This is a genomic window from Paenarthrobacter sp. YJN-D, from assembly GCF_015040335.1.
GTDB lineage: Bacteria > Actinomycetota > Actinomycetes > Actinomycetales > Micrococcaceae > Arthrobacter > Arthrobacter nicotinovorans.
Genome location: NZ_CP053551.1, coordinates 14,178 through 29,576 on the forward strand (window position 1 = coordinate 14,178; position 15,399 = coordinate 29,576).

At 63.6% G+C, this 15,399-nt stretch carries 17 protein-coding genes; 6 read left to right on the top strand and 11 right to left on the bottom strand.

Annotated elements, in window-relative coordinates; genetic code table 11:
- Positions 1–5: 5 nt before the first annotated feature.
- Genes HMI60_RS20640 through HMI60_RS20690 form a run of 11 tightly spaced genes read right to left on the bottom strand, consistent with a single transcriptional unit; the run spans position 6 to position 11,158 of the window.
- The gene (locus HMI60_RS20640) at positions 6–1,775 is read right to left on the bottom strand and encodes a type IV secretory system conjugative DNA transfer family protein (protein ID WP_193591267.1); all 1,770 of its coding nucleotides are present in this window, start codon (positions 1,773–1,775) and stop codon (positions 6–8) included.
- Positions 1,772–3,370 (bottom strand): ATP/GTP-binding protein, encoded by a 1,599-nt coding sequence (locus HMI60_RS20645; protein ID WP_227453748.1) that lies wholly within the window; start codon positions 3,368–3,370, stop codon positions 1,772–1,774. Before HMI60_RS20645 ends, HMI60_RS20640 begins: the two co-directional genes overlap by 4 nt.
- The gene (locus tag HMI60_RS20650) at positions 3,370–4,878 is read right to left on the bottom strand and encodes an SCO6880 family protein (protein WP_193591268.1); all 1,509 of its coding nucleotides are present in this window, start codon (positions 4,876–4,878) and stop codon (positions 3,370–3,372) included. The genes HMI60_RS20645 and HMI60_RS20650 overlap by 1 nt, the downstream gene beginning before the upstream one ends.
- On the bottom strand, positions 4,865–6,157 hold the full coding sequence (locus HMI60_RS20655; RefSeq protein WP_193591269.1) for a hypothetical protein: 1,293 nt from the start codon (positions 6,155–6,157) through the stop codon (positions 4,865–4,867). The genes HMI60_RS20650 and HMI60_RS20655 overlap by 14 nt, the downstream gene beginning before the upstream one ends.
- A gap of 1 nt (position 6,158) precedes the next feature.
- On the bottom strand, positions 6,159–6,905 hold the full coding sequence (locus HMI60_RS20660; protein ID WP_193591270.1) for a hypothetical protein: 747 nt from the start codon (positions 6,903–6,905) through the stop codon (positions 6,159–6,161).
- 27 nt (positions 6,906–6,932) lie between these two features.
- Positions 6,933–7,202 carry a hypothetical protein gene (locus HMI60_RS20665; RefSeq protein WP_193591271.1) on the bottom strand — a complete coding sequence of 90 codons (270 nt, stop codon included), beginning with the start codon at positions 7,200–7,202 and terminating at the stop codon, positions 6,933–6,935.
- Positions 7,203–7,213: 11 nt separating this feature from the next.
- Complete coding sequence (locus HMI60_RS20670) at positions 7,214–7,825, bottom strand: DUF6668 family protein (protein ID WP_193591272.1); 612 nt, start codon at positions 7,823–7,825, stop codon at positions 7,214–7,216.
- Positions 7,826–7,859: 34 nt separating this feature from the next.
- Complete coding sequence (locus tag HMI60_RS20675) at positions 7,860–9,365, bottom strand: chromosome partitioning protein ParA (protein ID WP_193591273.1); 1,506 nt, start codon at positions 9,363–9,365, stop codon at positions 7,860–7,862.
- 41 nt (positions 9,366–9,406) lie between these two features.
- Entirely contained in the window at positions 9,407–9,919 is a 513-nt protein-coding gene (locus HMI60_RS20680) for a hypothetical protein (protein ID WP_193591274.1), read from the bottom strand.
- Positions 9,916–10,995 carry a CHAP domain-containing protein gene (locus HMI60_RS20685; protein ID WP_193591275.1) on the bottom strand — a complete coding sequence of 360 codons (1,080 nt, stop codon included), beginning with the start codon at positions 10,993–10,995 and terminating at the stop codon, positions 9,916–9,918. Before HMI60_RS20685 ends, HMI60_RS20680 begins: the two co-directional genes overlap by 4 nt.
- On the bottom strand, positions 10,985–11,158 hold the full coding sequence (locus HMI60_RS20690) for a hypothetical protein (protein ID WP_193591276.1): 174 nt from the start codon (positions 11,156–11,158) through the stop codon (positions 10,985–10,987). Before HMI60_RS20690 ends, HMI60_RS20685 begins: the two co-directional genes overlap by 11 nt.
- Positions 11,159–11,414: 256 nt before the next feature.
- On the opposite strand from HMI60_RS20690, the gene HMI60_RS20695 reads away from it, so the two are divergent.
- The 6 genes from HMI60_RS20695 to HMI60_RS21120 all read left to right on the top strand — a co-directional run bounded on the left by HMI60_RS20695 (position 11,415) and on the right by HMI60_RS21120 (position 15,190).
- Positions 11,415–11,735 carry a DNA glycosylase AlkZ-like family protein gene (locus HMI60_RS20695; RefSeq protein ID WP_193591277.1) on the top strand — a complete coding sequence of 107 codons (321 nt, stop codon included), beginning with the start codon at positions 11,415–11,417 and terminating at the stop codon, positions 11,733–11,735.
- A 106-nt stretch (positions 11,736–11,841) separates the two neighbouring features.
- Positions 11,842–12,048, top strand: a complete 207-nt coding sequence (locus HMI60_RS20700) for a hypothetical protein (RefSeq protein WP_116768518.1) — start codon at positions 11,842–11,844, stop codon at positions 12,046–12,048.
- A 147-nt stretch (positions 12,049–12,195) separates the two neighbouring features.
- Positions 12,196–13,509: a hypothetical protein gene (locus tag HMI60_RS20705; RefSeq protein WP_193591278.1), complete on the top strand. Its 1,314-nt coding sequence runs from the start codon at positions 12,196–12,198 to the stop codon at positions 13,507–13,509.
- A 127-nt stretch (positions 13,510–13,636) separates the two neighbouring features.
- Positions 13,637–14,281, top strand: coding sequence for an AAA family ATPase (locus HMI60_RS20710; RefSeq protein WP_193591279.1), 645 nt, complete (start codon positions 13,637–13,639; stop codon positions 14,279–14,281).
- Positions 14,272–14,571, top strand: coding sequence for a hypothetical protein (locus HMI60_RS20715; protein WP_193591280.1), 300 nt, complete (start codon positions 14,272–14,274; stop codon positions 14,569–14,571). Before HMI60_RS20710 ends, HMI60_RS20715 begins: the two co-directional genes overlap by 10 nt.
- 262 nt (positions 14,572–14,833) lie before the next feature.
- Complete coding sequence (locus HMI60_RS21120) at positions 14,834–15,190, top strand: TnpV protein (protein ID WP_227453749.1); 357 nt, start codon at positions 14,834–14,836, stop codon at positions 15,188–15,190.
- Positions 15,191–15,399 lie beyond the last annotated feature (209 nt).

Sequence of the window (15,399 nt, forward strand, 5' to 3'; positions counted from 1 at the left end):
CTTCCTTACTCCGTGACCCAGGGATTAGCGACCGGTGCGGCAGAAACCGGGACGGCCTCTTCTTCGGGCCGCGGGCTGTACTTCTTGATGGACGCCTCCACGGCTTCCTTGTGCCGGCCGGTGTACCAGGGCATTGTCCGGACCAGCGTGGCCGGGGCACCGGAAGCCAGGACCACGGCGCGGCCCCGGTCGAGCTCCGCGAGGTTGGAGACATCGAAGATGCGCTCCTTACCCTCCTGCCGGGAACGGCTGGAGCCGGACTTTCCGGACGAGACGGAGACGTTGGTGTAGCTGTAATCCCCGATCAGATCCGAGAGTGCCCGGAGGAAACCTTCTTCGGCCACGCCACCGCCGTAAACCTTGACGTTCGCGGCCGACCAGATTTTCCGCATGTTCGCCTCGCCCCACAGTTCAACGCCCTGTGACCAGGACTGCAGGATGCCCATGACGATCACGCCCTTGGAGCCATAGTGGCTGAACTGATCCGGCAGCGCAGCCCAGCGGACGACGTTCGCCAACTCGTCCAGCGCGAACAGCGCAGGCTTGGGCAGACGGCCCCCACTGCGCTCGGCCCGTTCCTCCATCGCCTCGGCAATGGCCACCGTCAACGCTGTGGTGAGCGGGGAAGCAGAGCCGGCCCCTTCCTTGGAGAGGATGTAAATCGTCTCCTGTGAGGCAGCGAAAGCATGCGGGTTGAACTGACGGCGGTCATCCGTGGCCACCGTCGCGCCACCTGTCGGAGCGACCCAGCGCAGAGTGTTCCTGCTCTTGAGGCACTGAATCATCTTCTCGGCGGTGCCGAAGATGCCGTCGCGCTGCTTGTCGGCCAGCTCCAGCGTGGACTCCAGGCCCTTGTACTGCAGCTCGTAGTCATGCTCTCTCAGGATGTTGATTGGCTCCCGGTTAACCTGCTCCGTCACCCACAAGTAGACCTGCGTGATGGGCCGCTCCCCGAGCGCGGCCGCGAGGAAGTACGAGGAGAGAATGTCTTCGGCTTTGGGGTCGAAGTAGGCATCCGGCTTGGACCCCGGGACCCTGGAACCGACCGAGAAGTGCTGCGTGAGTTTGTAGGCCTTCTCTTCGTCCGTGACGTAGGAGAGCGGGTTCCACCACCACTCCGCTTCCTCCTGGGCGATCTTCTGCGGGTCAAACACCCACACAGGGGCCGTGAGCTCGCGGACCCCCCGGGTGCCGTCCACCACGTCGCGTTTGTTTGAGGTCGAGACGACAGCACCGGGTGCGTCCAGGATCGCGGGCATGACCCGGGAAGTCGACTTACCTGTACGAGGGCCCCAAATATCGAGGCTGAGGTCTTCCCAGGACTGAATGAACGTCTGGCTCGTGGAGACGACTTTGCCGACGACGATGCCCGGAGTGTCCTTCACGCCCAGCCTCTCGGCCGTCGCTTTCGCGCCCTTCTCGGAGAACGCGGCCAGCGACTTCCCACGGCCCAGGTACCGGGCGGCCTTATCGACCCGGGCACGCTTGGACGCGCCCTTCTTCCATGCCACCAGCACGACGATGGTCAGGGCCAGAATCAGGCCGGCCATGAGGCACGCGGCCACCGTGGACTGGGTTGGCCAGGGAACCCGGCCCTTGACCAGACCGGCGATCAGGTCAATTGGGTGCGCGGGCGGTGCTTCGATGCCGGCCATCCAGGAGCCCAGGTGTACGGCCGCGTAGGTCCCGCCGCCGAAGACGACGATAAGGCCGATAGCCAACCAGACCAGCAGGGCATCCCCGAGGCCCATTCCCTTACGGTTCGGTGCGCTCACAGTGTGCCTCCTTCGGTGGGCAGCTGCGGAGCTGCTGGTTCAAGAAGAGAATCAGCGGGCGCGTGCCACTTCGTTTGGGTGTCGTTCACGCCATGGTCTCCGGTTTCGATCGAGGTCAGCCCAACCTGCACCGGGATCCCCGGGCGCCCGCCGACCTTGATCAGGAACTTCCCACGGCCGGGAGGTTCGACGTCAACGCCGCGTGAGTCCCACGCGGGCGGGTCCTGCCACGAAATAAGCTTCTGCTGCTCCTGCCGGGACAACGGAATGGCCGAGGTCAGCAACGGCATCTCCGAGGCCGGCAGACCACCGCAGATGACCATGCCGGAACGCTCCACGAAGCCGCGGGCTTTCATCCGGTCCTCTTCCGCCGGCAGCGCCAGCAGGTCAGACATGGTGTGGGAAATCATGATCTGTCCGACGCCCACGGAGCGGTTGAGCCGGGTCAGGGCGTCCACACGGTCCACCATGCCTTTGCCGGCGCGCAGTGCCCGCCACAGCTCGTCCAGGACCACGAAGTAGTTCCGGCGCGGTTCCAGACCGGCGTCCGCGAGGGCGTTGGCGACATTGACGGTTCCGAAACCGTAGGACCAGCAGGCCAGCAGGATTGCGGCCTGCAGGTCTGTTTCGGTCTCGTCAATGCTGGAGACATCGAAGACCACTGCGCGGTCCCGCATCATTGGATTGGTGGTCTGCCGGGAGAAGATTTCCCCCAGCTTCCCTCCGCCGGTCAGGCCCAGAAGGGTTGCTTCCAGTGCCCGGGTTTCCTGCAGGTAGACGGTCATGTCGCCCCGGTCCAGTGCGACCTGGCGCAGCTCATCGGGCGCGGAGACAATGACGTCCAGGAGGTCCTTCAGGACAGGAATACCGTCGAACCGGTCATCGAGGACCCGCAGCGCCCGGTCAAGGATTGTCTGTTCCTGATCGGTGGGCGGGTTGTTCCGGCTGATGGTGATCAGCGAAACGACCATCGTCAGGCGCCGGCCGTGCGCATCGGCCCGGACCCGGGCGGCGTCCTCATGGTGGCCACTGTCCTCGAGCAGCTGTGCGGCTTCGACGGCCTGGCCGGGGTCCAGAATGTTCAGGTACCCGACGCCACGGCCAAGCTTGATGACCTGCCCGTTGAGAGCTTCAACGGCTTTGACGTGCTCGCCCTTGAGGTCTCCCAGGATCAGAGGGTGAACACCCTGCGCGGAAAGACCGATGAACATCCGCCGCACCACGGTGGACTTCCCCAGCCCGGGCTTGCCCAGGATGAAGGCCGAGGGGTTGGAGATGAGTCGGGCGCGCTGGAACCAGCTGATGGGGTCACAGCAGACCGTGGCTTGTGTTTCCTCGTGGCGACCGAGCGGGACACCGATCATGGGCGAGGACGCACCGGAGGAAAACGGCCACAGGCCGCAGACCTGAACCGTTGTTCCCCGGTATTCCTTCACGGACGGGACGAGCTGGGCCATGCCCCCGCCACGACCGGACCAGCCACGGGCGCCCGGCCCGGCCTCGCGTGGCTGCTTCTCAGCCTTCTTCTTGGGCGCCGCCGTTGCCCGCTCGGTGGTCTGCTTGGAGGCACGGGTGAACATGTCCATGAGGGCCATTACAGAGCATCCTTAATCTCGGAGGGCACCATGCTGTGCTTGGGCAACACCAGGCCAAGCGGCAGGGAGGCCGCGAACGCGGTGTCCTGCGCGCCGTACGCGCGGCGCAACAACACCCGGGCAGTACCGGAGGTCTGCTCCACAGCGGCAACGGCATCATCGAGGCGTTCCCGGTCGGTGACGGTGGCCGTGACGACCATCCCGAAGTTCACCAGCCCGGCCCCCTGGGCTTCCTCCTGCGCGGTCTGCACAGCGGAGCGGGCATCGACCAGGGCGCGGGCGCTGGGCCTGGTCCCGGAGGTGATGCGGACGTTGGCGTTGTTCTGGTCCCGCTCGACCACGGCAGCTGCCCGGGCGGAATCCATCGGGCGGTACAGCAGGGAAATTCGCTTACGGTCAACGTCCCCGTGCGGGGCCAGCAGCCGGGACAGGACCGAGGAATTCACAGACCCGCGCGGGGCGCCAGTCATCGTCCAGGAGGCTGAGAACGCGCTGTCGTGCCGGTAAGTATCCCAGCTCGCCTGCGTCGCGGTGGGGCCGACCTCGCCCCAGGTCAGGGACACCGGAGAACCGGCGGCATGGGCTTCATCGATGATCAGGGCAGCGGGGGGATCGTAGGCGATCCGCACGACCTCGCAGAGTTCCTGCGCGGACATCGGCCGGGCGATACCGGCGCCGGTGGACTGCAGGCGGGCCGACAGGCCCGGGATCCGCGAGGCGAGGTCACGGGCAACATCTTCCGGTGTGCGTTTCTTGGACCCTGCCCGAATAGCGGAGTTGAAGGTCAGGGACACCCAGGCGCGGACCGTGGCCGATCCTTCCGGGTACGTATCAACGACTTCACTCAGCATGTCCTTGGCAAATGCCGGCGCGTTCGGGTCGATGTTCATCATGACTTCGTTCCGCAACCGGTACCCGGAGTCGGGGGCGGTCTCCACCGTGACAGCCGCGGCGTCCAGCCCGGCCTCATCGGCCAGGCCGGCGAGCCAGCCGCCCCAGTTCGCCACCCACGCATCGACCTGTTCAGGGTCCACCAGGGATGCTCCGTCAGGTTCGGTGGAGAAGATCACCGTGAAGTGGCTGGTGGTCGGCACGTGCAACAGGGCGAAGGGGCGCTTGTAGGAGTCGGTGAACTCGTACAGGGTGGACTTCGCGGCTAGGCCAGGGAGCTGGTACATGCCCCACTGCGTCACGCCCAGGGGGCCGGAACGGTAGAGATTCGTTCCGGAGGACTTGGAGAGCTTGAAAGCCATGCGGGTGCCGAACCGGTCAACAACGGACTGGCCGTGCTTGTCCTTTATCGTCAGCAACAGGGCGCTGGCCCCGGCAACGGCCAGGACAGCGAGGCCCGGGAGCAGACCCCAGATAGCAAAGCTGGTGATTCCCAGCAGCAGCCCGGCCATGACAATCCCGGTGCCGATAGCGCCGAGGTTGCCCAGACCGGCTGAGCGCGGTACGCGCCAGTTTCCGTAGGACGGTTCTTTGTATTCGGTGCTAATTGCTGCCACTGGGGCCCTCCCCGGTTGAATCCTGCGCGGTCTTTTCGATTGCCTGCGATGTCTTTGACGCCACCTGTGCTCCTGCGGCTACGGTCATGCCAACTGGTCCAGCTGCTGCTGCGGCTCCCCCAGCTGCTGCTCCTGCTCCCGCCCCAGCTCCTGCAGTACCAGCTGCTGTGCCAGACGCCGCGGTGCCGGTGGCTCCAGCAGGACCGGTCGACGCTGGCGTCGGCTGGCCGCCGCCTCCCTTGGGCCCAGGTGTTCCGTCGCTGCCCTTCGGAGACGTGCCTGACTGGTTGCTCTGCGTGCTCGCTGGTGTCGGTGCGGCATTGCCTTTGCCGCTGCCACTGCGGCCCAGGGAGACGGCACCTGTGGCCATGGCCCCCACTGCCGCGCCTGCCCCGGCTCCCCCGCCAGAGGCGACGGCACCGACCATCGGCGTCACGAACCGCATCAGGGCTGGCAGGGCGAACAAGGCAACGACCATTAGCGTGAAGCCCGTGATGGACCTAATCAGCGCGTTCTGGCCCGCACCGTTGCCCATTAGCAGGAACGCGACCGAGTAAACGATGGCTGCCGCAGGCTTGTAGAGGATGAAGGCAATAGTCCAGCCAACTGCTTTCTGGAACCACTGCCTGCCCATCTCCGTGTTCGTGAACGCGGCCGTGGTCGGCAGGATGCCCGCCAGGATCACCAGCATGCCGCTGCGCACCACCATCAGCACGACCTGGACGAGAGAGGCAATCAGGCCAATCAACCCCAGGACGATCAGGATAAACACCCCGACGCCGGTCTGGTTGGTTACGACCAGGATGTTCATCGACTCTGCGAATCCCTTCCCGTCCGTGGAACGCTCGATGACGGCGACAGAAAAGGCGTCCGCCGCGATCACCAGAATCGAGATGACACCCAAGCCAAGGCCCGACACCAAAGTGAGCGTAAGCAGCGAGCGGAGAAGATCCTTTAGCGGTGCCCCACGCTGTTCCCAGATCATCCGGATGCCTCCGAGGATGACGGCGAGGACTGCCAGCGCCAGCGTCCAGGGCATCAATTCGCTATTGACCGCAGAAACAACGGGACTTGGCGTGGTGCCGTCCTCGCTGGCCAGGTTCACCGTGGGCATGGAGACCCAGAAGGTAGACAGTGTTGTCACCATCTGGCTCATGCCCTCCATGATGGCTTTTGCAAGATTGTTGATTGCGTCGTCTGCGATCCCCGCCGCGACATTGCTGGCACCCTGTTGGGTCCAGCAGACCGCGTTCCAAACTTCGCATTCCTTTTCTGCCATGTCAGACGCCGGCCCAAGGGATAAACGAGCTCAGGTCACTGATCTGGCGAACTGCGCCTCCGCCAGCGGGCGGGATATCGAGTTTCCAGTCGCCGTCCTCCCAAAGCACTGACGTTGAGAAAGCACCATATCCGCCGTCGTTGCTCTTGATGGCCAGCTCCACGACGGCTGTTTCGGGAGTATATGAATGGATGATGAAGCCGGCGATCTGGACCTTCGGTGAGGTCCCACCGCTGACGTCCTTGCCTTCCTTTATGGCCTGTACTGCTTTGTCCCGCGAAGGGCTGTCAGCTGAAAGCTCCAGGTAAACCTGTTTTGCATAGCCGTTGAATGACGACGCCCAGATGTTTACCGTTGCGTAAAGAGCCCCTGTGGGTGACTGGGCGAAGCACGACCTCAGACCGTCCTTGCCCACAGTGCCGGGGCCTGCTGTTGATGGATCTGTTGGAACGGCCATGGTTCCGAGCAAGTCCCACTTGGATTTGGGCGCGGTTCCCAGTGCAGTTTCCTTGCTCGCAGGGAGGCCGCAGACGCTCTTGCCAGCCCCAGCGGAGGCGCTGGGGCTGGCTGCGGCTGTGCTGCTGGTCTCTGTCGGGGCAAGAGCCGGCTGGGCATTTCCCTGTCCTTTGGGGAGCAGGAAGATGACGACGGTTGCTGCGATCAGCGCGACCACCAGCGCGGCAGCGATGAGGAAACCGGGTTTGGTGAACGGATTGCTTTCGGTGGTGCTCTCTGTTGACTGGCTCATGATGAACCTCCCGTTGTTGGTGCTGGCTTAGACGAAGGCGCGGACGATACCGGAAGCGCCGGTGATGATGATGCAGCCCAGGAGGACCCAGCCGAGCTTGCCGATGGCTTGTGCGCCCTCGCCGCGCTGGAGCTGAATCACCATGCCGATGCCAACGATGATGACGCCAAGGACACCCAGGACCAGGCCGATACCGGAGGCCCAGTTCAGGACCGTGAGCAGGCCGCCGGCCTCGGCCGGGACGGTCGGGGTGGGGTTAGGGATGACGCTTGCTGCAAGTGCGGAGAACGAGTTCATGGTGAGACCTTTCAGTGGGTGGTTCTGGGTGTGGTGTCGGTGGCCAGGGAGGCCAAGTCATTGATGAATCGTTGGTATTCGCGGCCCATTGGCGGCGTTGTGGTGTCGCCGTGCCGCCAGGCCTCTACCCAGGGCAGGGTCCAGAGTCGGGGCGCTCCCCCGCCGACGATTGCGGCGAAGTCACGGAGCGCTTTGGGAGTCTTCCCCGGTGCGTCCGCCAGGACGGCGAGGCCGAGCAGATCCAGCTTCGGTGCCGCGCCTGATGCCCATTGGGTCAGTGCGCTCTGTGCCGCTGTCAGGCCGCGCATATCTGCCCGGCAGACCAGCAGCACCCGGGGTGTGCTCCCGTCCTGCAGGACGGGCCAGCAGTGGTCGGTGGGGCGGGCCCCCTCGAGCAGGTCAGCGATGCGGCTCTCGCCAGCTCCCCCTTGGGCGCCGGTAATCCACAGCGCTGCAGAACCTGACATGGTGCGGCGGGATAGGCGGTCTGCCGTGTCCGGTTCAACCATTCCCCTCAGCGGCTCACTGATCACTGCCGCAGGCGGCACGTGCGCGTCCGGTGCCTCCTCTTCTGCTCCGTCGGCGGCGGGGCTGGTGATCCAGGGGTTCAGGGACTGTTGCATGGTTCCTCCTTTCAGAATCCGTTGGTGGGTTGTTTTAGAAGCCGGCGGCTACGGCGGCCGCTGCGGCCAGCCACGCCCGCTGCGTGGCGGGCTGGAGGGCTTCATAGCGGATGGGACCGTTGACCATGGCCGGATCGTAAGGAATCCGGACGACCGCCCGGACGAACGGCTCAAAGCCGTCCGCGATCCGCTGCGCCTCGTCCTTGGCCCGCTTCAGGGCGTCACCGGTCATGCTGCGCTTGGCGTCGGTGGACTCAGAGACGATCACGACGGCGTTGCGTGCCAGTTCCGCGTCGTGGCCACCACGGGATTCCAGCGTCTGCAGCGTCAGCCGGGCGGCTTCGGCCCGGTCCTCGATGGCGGTCACAGGGACGACGAGCTGGTTGGTGTGGTCGATCATCCGACGCCAGTTTGCCGCCCGGGCGGTGTTGCCTGAGTCCATGACCACCAGCCGGTAGTACCGGGTGAGCACCTGGTGGGCGATATCGACTTCCTCAGCGGTGACTTCGTGATCGCCTTCTTCGTTCTCATCCGAGCGCAGAACGTCGAACTTGTCAGCGGTCTGGTGATGGACGAACTTGGCGATTTCTGCCGCGTTCGTGGCCGGTGACAGCAGCTCGGTGGAAGCATCGATCAGGTCCAGAACGCTCCGGGCGTGGGAACCCTTTTCCGTCCGCCACCCCAGCGTGCCTTGGGATTCGTTATTGTCCCAGGCCACTGTAGCCGCGCCGCTGTAGCGGGCAAGGATGGCCGAGAGCATCACCACGGTTGGTGTCTTGTTCGCCCCGCCCTTGCGGTTCACCACGGCAATAGTCCGGGGACCGGGCCAGTGCTGGCTGACCGTGCGAATGTCCTCCCGCTGGGAGAGTTCTTCCGCTGAGGGGTCCATCCGGAATCCGAGTCGTGTGAGCGTTCCCCTCCAGCCCTGTGTCGCCGGTTCCAAAACCGGTGCGCTGACCAGGAACGAGGTTTCCTTCAGGCTGCGCCGGGTCAGTGGTGCTTCCGGGGCGGTGGCGGTGGTCTGCGGTTCTTCTGCGGCGGCCGACGGCTGGGCCTCCGAATGGGCAGGCTCAGGCGTCTCGGTTGCTGGCTCGGTCTCGACGGGGTTGGGCGGCCATGGCTGGCGGTCCACCGCTGCCGCCGCGGTGGGCTGTGCGGGGGCGGCTACTGGTTCAGGAGCAGCAACAGGGACCGTATCAATGACGGTCGGAGCGACCGTCTCGGGGGTGGTTTCCGGGGCCTCTGCCCGGCGGCGTGCCGGGCGCGGTTCGTAGGAGACGGATTCGATCTTGTTGTCCGGGTGCACGATCAGTTCACCGTGTCCTTCGGGATCTTCGATCTGGACCCGGACGGGGCGCTGCAGTGTCTGCGCCTCGCCCACGACCAGGGCCAGGGCGTTGTTGCGGAGATCCTGTACGGAGTCCCCGGCAGGCACGATGCGGGAGTTACCCGCGACGACGACCTCAGCGGTCCCGTTGTCGCGGACGATGGCCCTGATGTTTGGAAAGGCCAGGACCTCGGTTGGTGTAGTACTACCCATGAACTTCTTCCTTACGTGTGTGAGATGGAGAGGCGCGGCGCTTAGGACGTTGGTGGTGTGAGCCGGTTGACCTTCCACGGGGCGTCCTTGCCCGTGCGGAGCAGCTGGACGGTGTACTTTCCCGCGTCCGTGGTGATCGCTGCGGTGGCCCCGTAGCCGTTGGCTTCATCGATGCTGAGTTCACGTGCTCCCGTGAGGCGAGTGGCGGGGATATTTGCCGGGTCCACGGCTGAGTAATCGGCCGTGGCCTGCGGAGTCAGCCACCGGGCCAAGTCATTGGCCCATTGGGTCGCTTCCAAATGGGGGCGTGCGAAATCAGCCATTGCCCCTTCTGCGGTGTCTAAAGCTGAGGTCTTGCTGGCCTCATCCCAAGCAATGCCGATGGTGGCCGGGACTGTTCCCCCGGGCGCCTGTGGTCCACTGTTGGCGCTCAGGGAGACGGGCGCTGTGGGGGTGGTGCTGGCTGATTCTGCCGGTGCCGGTGTCGTGTTTGCTGCCGGTGCGCATGAAACGCAGAGCAGGGCCACGGCGAGCAGGGCCAAGGGCTTTTTCACTTCTTCTCCTCTTGAGTGGGCAGGTACAGGAAAGCTGAGGGGACATTGCTGCTGACTGTCCGGGTGTAGTAGTTGTGGTCATCCGGGGGCGGGTTGCCGTTGTAACCCTCTTCGACGTAGGTCCCGTTGTCCTTGACTTCCTTGACCACCGCGACGTGGCCGAAGTTCGGGTCCGCTCCCCCAGCTCCGGGTGCGTACCAAACGACCGCACCGACGCGGGGAACGGAACCTGTGGGCCAGCCTTTGGCGTCCCAGCCGCTCTTCCAGGTCAGGGCCGAGCCGAGGCCCTGTCCATCCGGCCGGAAGCTCCCGTTGAGGAACTTGAAAGGAGCGCTGGTGGAACCCATCTGTTGGTTCACCCGCCACAACGCGAAGTCCACGCACTCCCGGTTGTACATACCCAGCGGCGAGGTGCTGGCAGCGTTCGCGCCGACCTGCAACCAGGTCGGAGCCTTTTTCCAGGGGTAGTCATCCCCAGCGCCGGACTGTCCCGGGATGGCGCAGTCGCTGCCTTCCAAGGAGAACTTTGAGTTCGAAAGTGCTTGGACGAGTTTGACGGCCCCGGGCCAGTACTTCTGGTAGTGATAAGGATCGGCGTTGCGCTGGACCTTGTTACCGGCAATGGTCGGTTCCAAGAGCTCCCAGCCGGGAACGGCCTGCAGGGCCTTGACGAAGTTCGTGGCGCTGGTGGTGGGGTTCATGCGGTCTGCGTAGGAGCCCCACGCGCCGTTGTCGCGCTGCTGGAACAGTCCTCTGGAATCCGGGCCGGGTCCGTCGCCGTGGTCCAGCACACGTAACCCCGACTCCCCCAGGGAGACCATGACGCTGATCATCTGACCCTTCACGGACAGGTCCAGTGCCTTACCTGCACCCATGATCGCCGCGGCGTTCTTCAGCTGCTCTTCGGTGTAGCCCTCAACCTTGGTGTTGCCGTCGATGACGACAGAAACAGCCGGGCCACAATCGGCGGCCGCCGGCTTCGCAGGGGCCAACAACAGCAGCATGGTGAAGATCAGACCAAGGAACAGCCCGGGGACGGCAATGAGTGCCACCAAGCCAAGTGACTTACGCTGCATCGTGAAGGCCCCCGGCCCGGTTGCGGACCCAGGAATCCTTGAGCCACAAAGGGCCGGCGACTTCGACGGTCAGGACAACCCAAGGACGTCGAATCCGCAGCACCACGCCCGGACGGCCATCCTTGAAGACCTCGGCCGAGCCGAACGGCAATAGATTACTCAATCCCTGTCTCTCCCCCCGAGAACATCACGTCCACCTCTACCCGCACCCAGTGACAAAATTCCACTCGGTGGACCAACAGGCCATTTTCCACGAATTCAATGAATTCGCCGTGTCACACGGCCTCTCTGTGTCAGTGGTCACTGGCTATCTGCGCTCTTGTCTGTGCGACAGTTAAGACATTACCCTAAAACGACATTAAATGTAGTCTTACAGGGACCGCGCCGGAGTCAAACACAGGAAGTGACAAAATGATTGGATGCCCCGATATATTCGTCCCCCGAGCTCCCTGCCCAGGGACGTAGAGATGGCCATCGAGTCATTCGGGACGATGTTCTCCCGCGCGATACTGCGCCATCTCTCCATCCACGGCCCCACCGGGGCGGCAGACCTGGCCCGTGAACTCGGAACCGATCCCAACACCGCGCGACGGACGCTGCAGGGACTCGAAGATGCGGGCCTGGTGGAAGCCGATGTCCCCGCGGGTCAACGGCGCGGGCGGACCGTGACCTTCACCGTGCGACCGGACCGTCTGGAGCAATTGCTGGATGGACTTAAGGACTTCTTACGAGGGCGTTAAATGTTCTTCCTTTGGAAGACACGCGGCCCGAATCCCGAGTAATGCATATTCTTAAGGCTATTTTCGAGCTATGGCTACGAGACGGCGCAGGCATCGCGGAACGGCAATGGACAACGTCCAGCTGAATACGCTGGTGCCGCAAGAGGACAAGGACTTCTTCTTCTCCGTCGCGGATCGCATGGGCGTATCGACCGGCGAAGCCATGGAGCAACTGATCGCTCATCTGCGGACAGAAATGAAACCTGACGGCCTGCCCTCATGGTTCGACCGAACCCAACTACCGGAGACATTGCCCATGGCACAGGCGAGTTAAAAGTTGAAGGCCCGCACTTGGCGGGCCTTCACTAAGTATCCGTTCAGATCCAAGTTTCCTGGCAGTCACTGATCTGAACTATTCAAGCTTCCTCTTGCGAGGACGCTCCCTTTTTCACACCCTCCAACAGGAAAGGTATTGTCCCCTATGGTACCGGACCCCGGTTCCGCGTCAACGGTTGTCCGCACGAGTGTCGGGCTGCAAAAAGCAGCCGAACGAGACCCCGAAAAACTGCACCTGACGCCCGAGAACGTGGCGGCCCTTGGCGCCGCCCTTCCCAGGGCGGAAGACACCACCGCCGATCCTGACTCCCCTACAGGTCGCAGCAAACGACGCGCAGGACGTAAGGGCAAGCACAGGCCCAGGCGCGTACGTAAGGCGAAGGAGCGCAGCAACCGTGCCGTGTGGTCGGTCATTCCGGCAGGGCACAGGCCTGCCCGGCACATCGTCCGCTGGCTACGCAGCATTCAGGAGCTGGCAGAGTTCCAGCTGGCCCGCAAGGACCTGAAGGCGAACATCTGGCGGTTCGCCAACGCCGTCGCCCAGTGTCCTGGCTTTGACCCCGCCAGTATGACCATCATGCCCATCTGGCAGCGCCTCCAGGAGCGGTTCGGATTCCCGTCCAAGAGCATTTCCAACTACTTCCGCCGGCTCAGGGATTGGGGCGTGCTGGCTGTGGTTGCCACGGGGCGTACCGCCAAGTTCACCCCTAAATCCAGCGGCCGCACCGAGAACGAAGCGGCCATCTATGTGCTGCTGGAAAAAGCCGAAGATCAGGGTGTGGAAAAAAGTAGCGTACCGGTGCCCACTAGGGCTGTTAATAACCCCCCGCACGCGCGGGCGGGCGAATCGTCAAATCCTCAAATGGATGCGGCTTCGCCGCAACCTTCTTTGAAGCGCGCCGCACAGCGGCGCGAGGTCAATCACCAGCTGCACAATCGGACAGAACCCCTCTGGGACCCGAACGCCACGACAGACGCCACGACCAAGCGTGAGCGCCGCGAGACTGAGCGTCTAGCCTCGCTGGAGCTTCAATTCAGGTCTTTCCCGCTGCAGCGCATCTCCACCGCGCATGTCGCCGCCATCTGCCGGCCTTTCTTCCGGGCCGGTTGGACGATCAAGGACATTCTTCACGCCATCGACTGGCGGCCGAATACCGATGCCAAGTACCACCATGACGGTGCCCACGGCGTGGGAAACACTGGGGCATGGCTGAAGTTCCGCCTGGGCAAGTGGGTCCGCCATGACGGCGGTTTGTACCGCTCCCCCAGCCAAAAACGCGAGGCCGAACGGTCTCAACGCGCCGCAGAAACCCGGGCGGCCGCCGAACGCCGGGAACGTGCGCTGGCAGAACGTTCCAGCTACACGCCGCCCACTGTGCCCTGGAGAGAGCGCGTCACCCGGATTCGCCAAGCCCAATTGGCTGATAAACAGCCGGTCGGACAAGCGATATCGTTGTGATATCGTTTTGATATTAGTATCAAAACAGTTTCACTCTTATACTGTTTAGATATCTCCGCGAAACTACCCCAAAACAGTTTCAGTCTGATATCGCCGCAGTATCATTGCCCCGAAGAGAGGAAGACCCATGCCAGTACTCCTTATAGCCAGTCAGAAGGGCGGGACAGGCAAGACCACGACGACCATCAACGTCGCGGCCGAGCTTGCCCGCAGAGGACGTGACGTCCTGATCGTTGACTGCGACAAGAGCGTTCAGTCCGCGTCCACGTGGGCCGCTGATCGCGCCCAGGATGAGTCACTCCCCCGCGTCCACGCCATCCAGAAGACCGGCAATGTCCGGGAAGCACTGAAAGACCTGAGTGCCCGGTACGACTATGTGATCGTGGACGCTCCCGGGCACGACAGCCAGGAAATGCGGACGGCCATGACCGTCGCGGACCTGATGCTCATCCCGGTGCGGCCCTCACAGTTCGACCTGGACACCATGCCCGGCATGGTCGAGCTCATCGAGACGGCCAAGGACATGAATCCGAAGCTCAAAGTCGCTGCCCTGCTTACCCAGGTGCCCACCTACTCCTCTGCGACTGAAGAGGACGAAGCCAAGGACTTTCTGCAGGACTACCCGCAGATCCCGCGTATCGACGCCGCACTGAAGATCAGGAAGGCCTATCGGGACAGCATCCCGGCCGGCAAGGGCGTCATCGAGATTTCGAACGGATCGGCCAAGGCCGAAGTGCAGGTACTAGTGAAGGAGATTGAGGAATGGCTATAAAGAAACGCGAAGCCCGCGCAGTGGCATCCACCGCGGTGGCCGGGGACGAGGACGCCGTGGCCCGGAAGGCCGACGAATTCGGGAAGGGCGGATACGCGCCGGAAGTGGTCGAGGCTCCCCTGGATCCCAACGCGCCAATTGGCCCGCAGGGCATCCTTTTCAGGATCAACGACTACCAGAAGCAGCTGCTCAAGGAATCTGCAGACGCTGACAGGCGTAGCCAGCAGAAGCTGCTTGAATCCATCATCTGGCCGGAACTGGAACGCCGGAAAGCTGAGCGCAACCAGTAGCACCATAGTATCCGGGTGATATCAGAGCAGTATCGCCCCGGTATCCCACGAATGGCGCCGTCCGGGCATCCGTTGGACGACCGATACCCGCCATCGCGGGGGAGTAGTCCTCCTGTGACAGGTAATACGGGTGAATCCCCGCTAGCGTGACCTTCGGACCACACGAGGCACCAGGGGGAGAAGTCCATGGCGGGGCGAAAGAAACAAATTGATGGCCAGTTGAGCTTTGAAGCTCTTTGGGCGGCACCAGAGGAGGATCGCAATGAACAAGTACGGCAGGCAGGCTCAGGAAGCCTGGAAGACAGCCAGTCCCACGCGCTACAGCCAGATACAGAACCCGGAGGACTTCTTCACCAAGCTGGGGGAGGAAGCCCAAGAACAAGTGGACGGGCTGCTGATCAAGCTCGCGGGGCCGGACCCGAAGGGGGAGGGCTACCTGGAGAAGGTAGGCCGGTTGAACGCAGCGCGGAACCAGGCCGAGGAGATCGTTCGCTACGACCTGCTTTCGCCGCCGGAGACGGAGGACGAGGACGGGGAGGACGAGTACGTGAACCCGAGTATTCAGGAGTACCTGGACTCGATGGCGGAAGCGGACAAGCTGCGCGAGCAGCTCTACTAGAAACCGGGACGGGCAGGTTCCGCCCGACTTCCCAGGACGACCTTGCCCCATCCGGTGCCCGTAGCCGTATCCGGGCGAACCTTGAAGCCCTCGAGGTGCTGCAGACACTGCAGAACGAGGACCGGCAGGCCACGGAGGCCGAGAAGGCGTCACTGGCGCGGTGGGGGAGTTGGGGAGCGCAAGGCGTCTTCCAGATATTCGATAAAAAC

Excerpts from the sequence above, each read along its gene's own strand:
- HMI60_RS20645 (WP_227453748.1), bottom strand. The coding sequence starts at position 3,370 with ATGGCCCTCATGGACATGTTCACCCGTGCCTCCAAGCAGACCACCGAG.
- HMI60_RS20655 (WP_193591269.1), bottom strand. The coding sequence starts at position 6,157 with ATGGCAGAAAAGGAATGCGAAGTTTGGAACGCGGTCTGCTGGACCCAA.
- HMI60_RS20660 (WP_193591270.1), bottom strand. The coding sequence starts at position 6,905 with ATGAGCCAGTCAACAGAGAGCACCACCGAAAGCAATCCGTTCACCAAA.
- HMI60_RS20665 (WP_193591271.1), bottom strand. The coding sequence starts at position 7,202 with ATGAACTCGTTCTCCGCACTTGCAGCAAGCGTCATCCCTAACCCCACC.
- HMI60_RS20670 (WP_193591272.1), bottom strand. The coding sequence starts at position 7,825 with ATGCAACAGTCCCTGAACCCCTGGATCACCAGCCCCGCCGCCGACGGA.
- HMI60_RS20675 (WP_193591273.1), bottom strand. The coding sequence starts at position 9,365 with ATGGGTAGTACTACACCAACCGAGGTCCTGGCCTTTCCAAACATCAGG.
- HMI60_RS20685 (WP_193591275.1), bottom strand. The coding sequence starts at position 10,995 with ATGCAGCGTAAGTCACTTGGCTTGGTGGCACTCATTGCCGTCCCCGGG.
- HMI60_RS20695 (WP_193591277.1), top strand. The coding sequence starts at position 11,415 with ATGCCCCGATATATTCGTCCCCCGAGCTCCCTGCCCAGGGACGTAGAG.
- HMI60_RS20700 (WP_116768518.1), top strand. The coding sequence starts at position 11,842 with ATGGACAACGTCCAGCTGAATACGCTGGTGCCGCAAGAGGACAAGGAC.
- HMI60_RS20705 (WP_193591278.1), top strand. The coding sequence starts at position 12,196 with ATGGTACCGGACCCCGGTTCCGCGTCAACGGTTGTCCGCACGAGTGTC.
- HMI60_RS20710 (WP_193591279.1), top strand. The coding sequence starts at position 13,637 with ATGCCAGTACTCCTTATAGCCAGTCAGAAGGGCGGGACAGGCAAGACC.
- HMI60_RS20715 (WP_193591280.1), top strand. The coding sequence starts at position 14,272 with ATGGCTATAAAGAAACGCGAAGCCCGCGCAGTGGCATCCACCGCGGTG.
- HMI60_RS21120 (WP_227453749.1), top strand. The coding sequence starts at position 14,834 with ATGAACAAGTACGGCAGGCAGGCTCAGGAAGCCTGGAAGACAGCCAGT.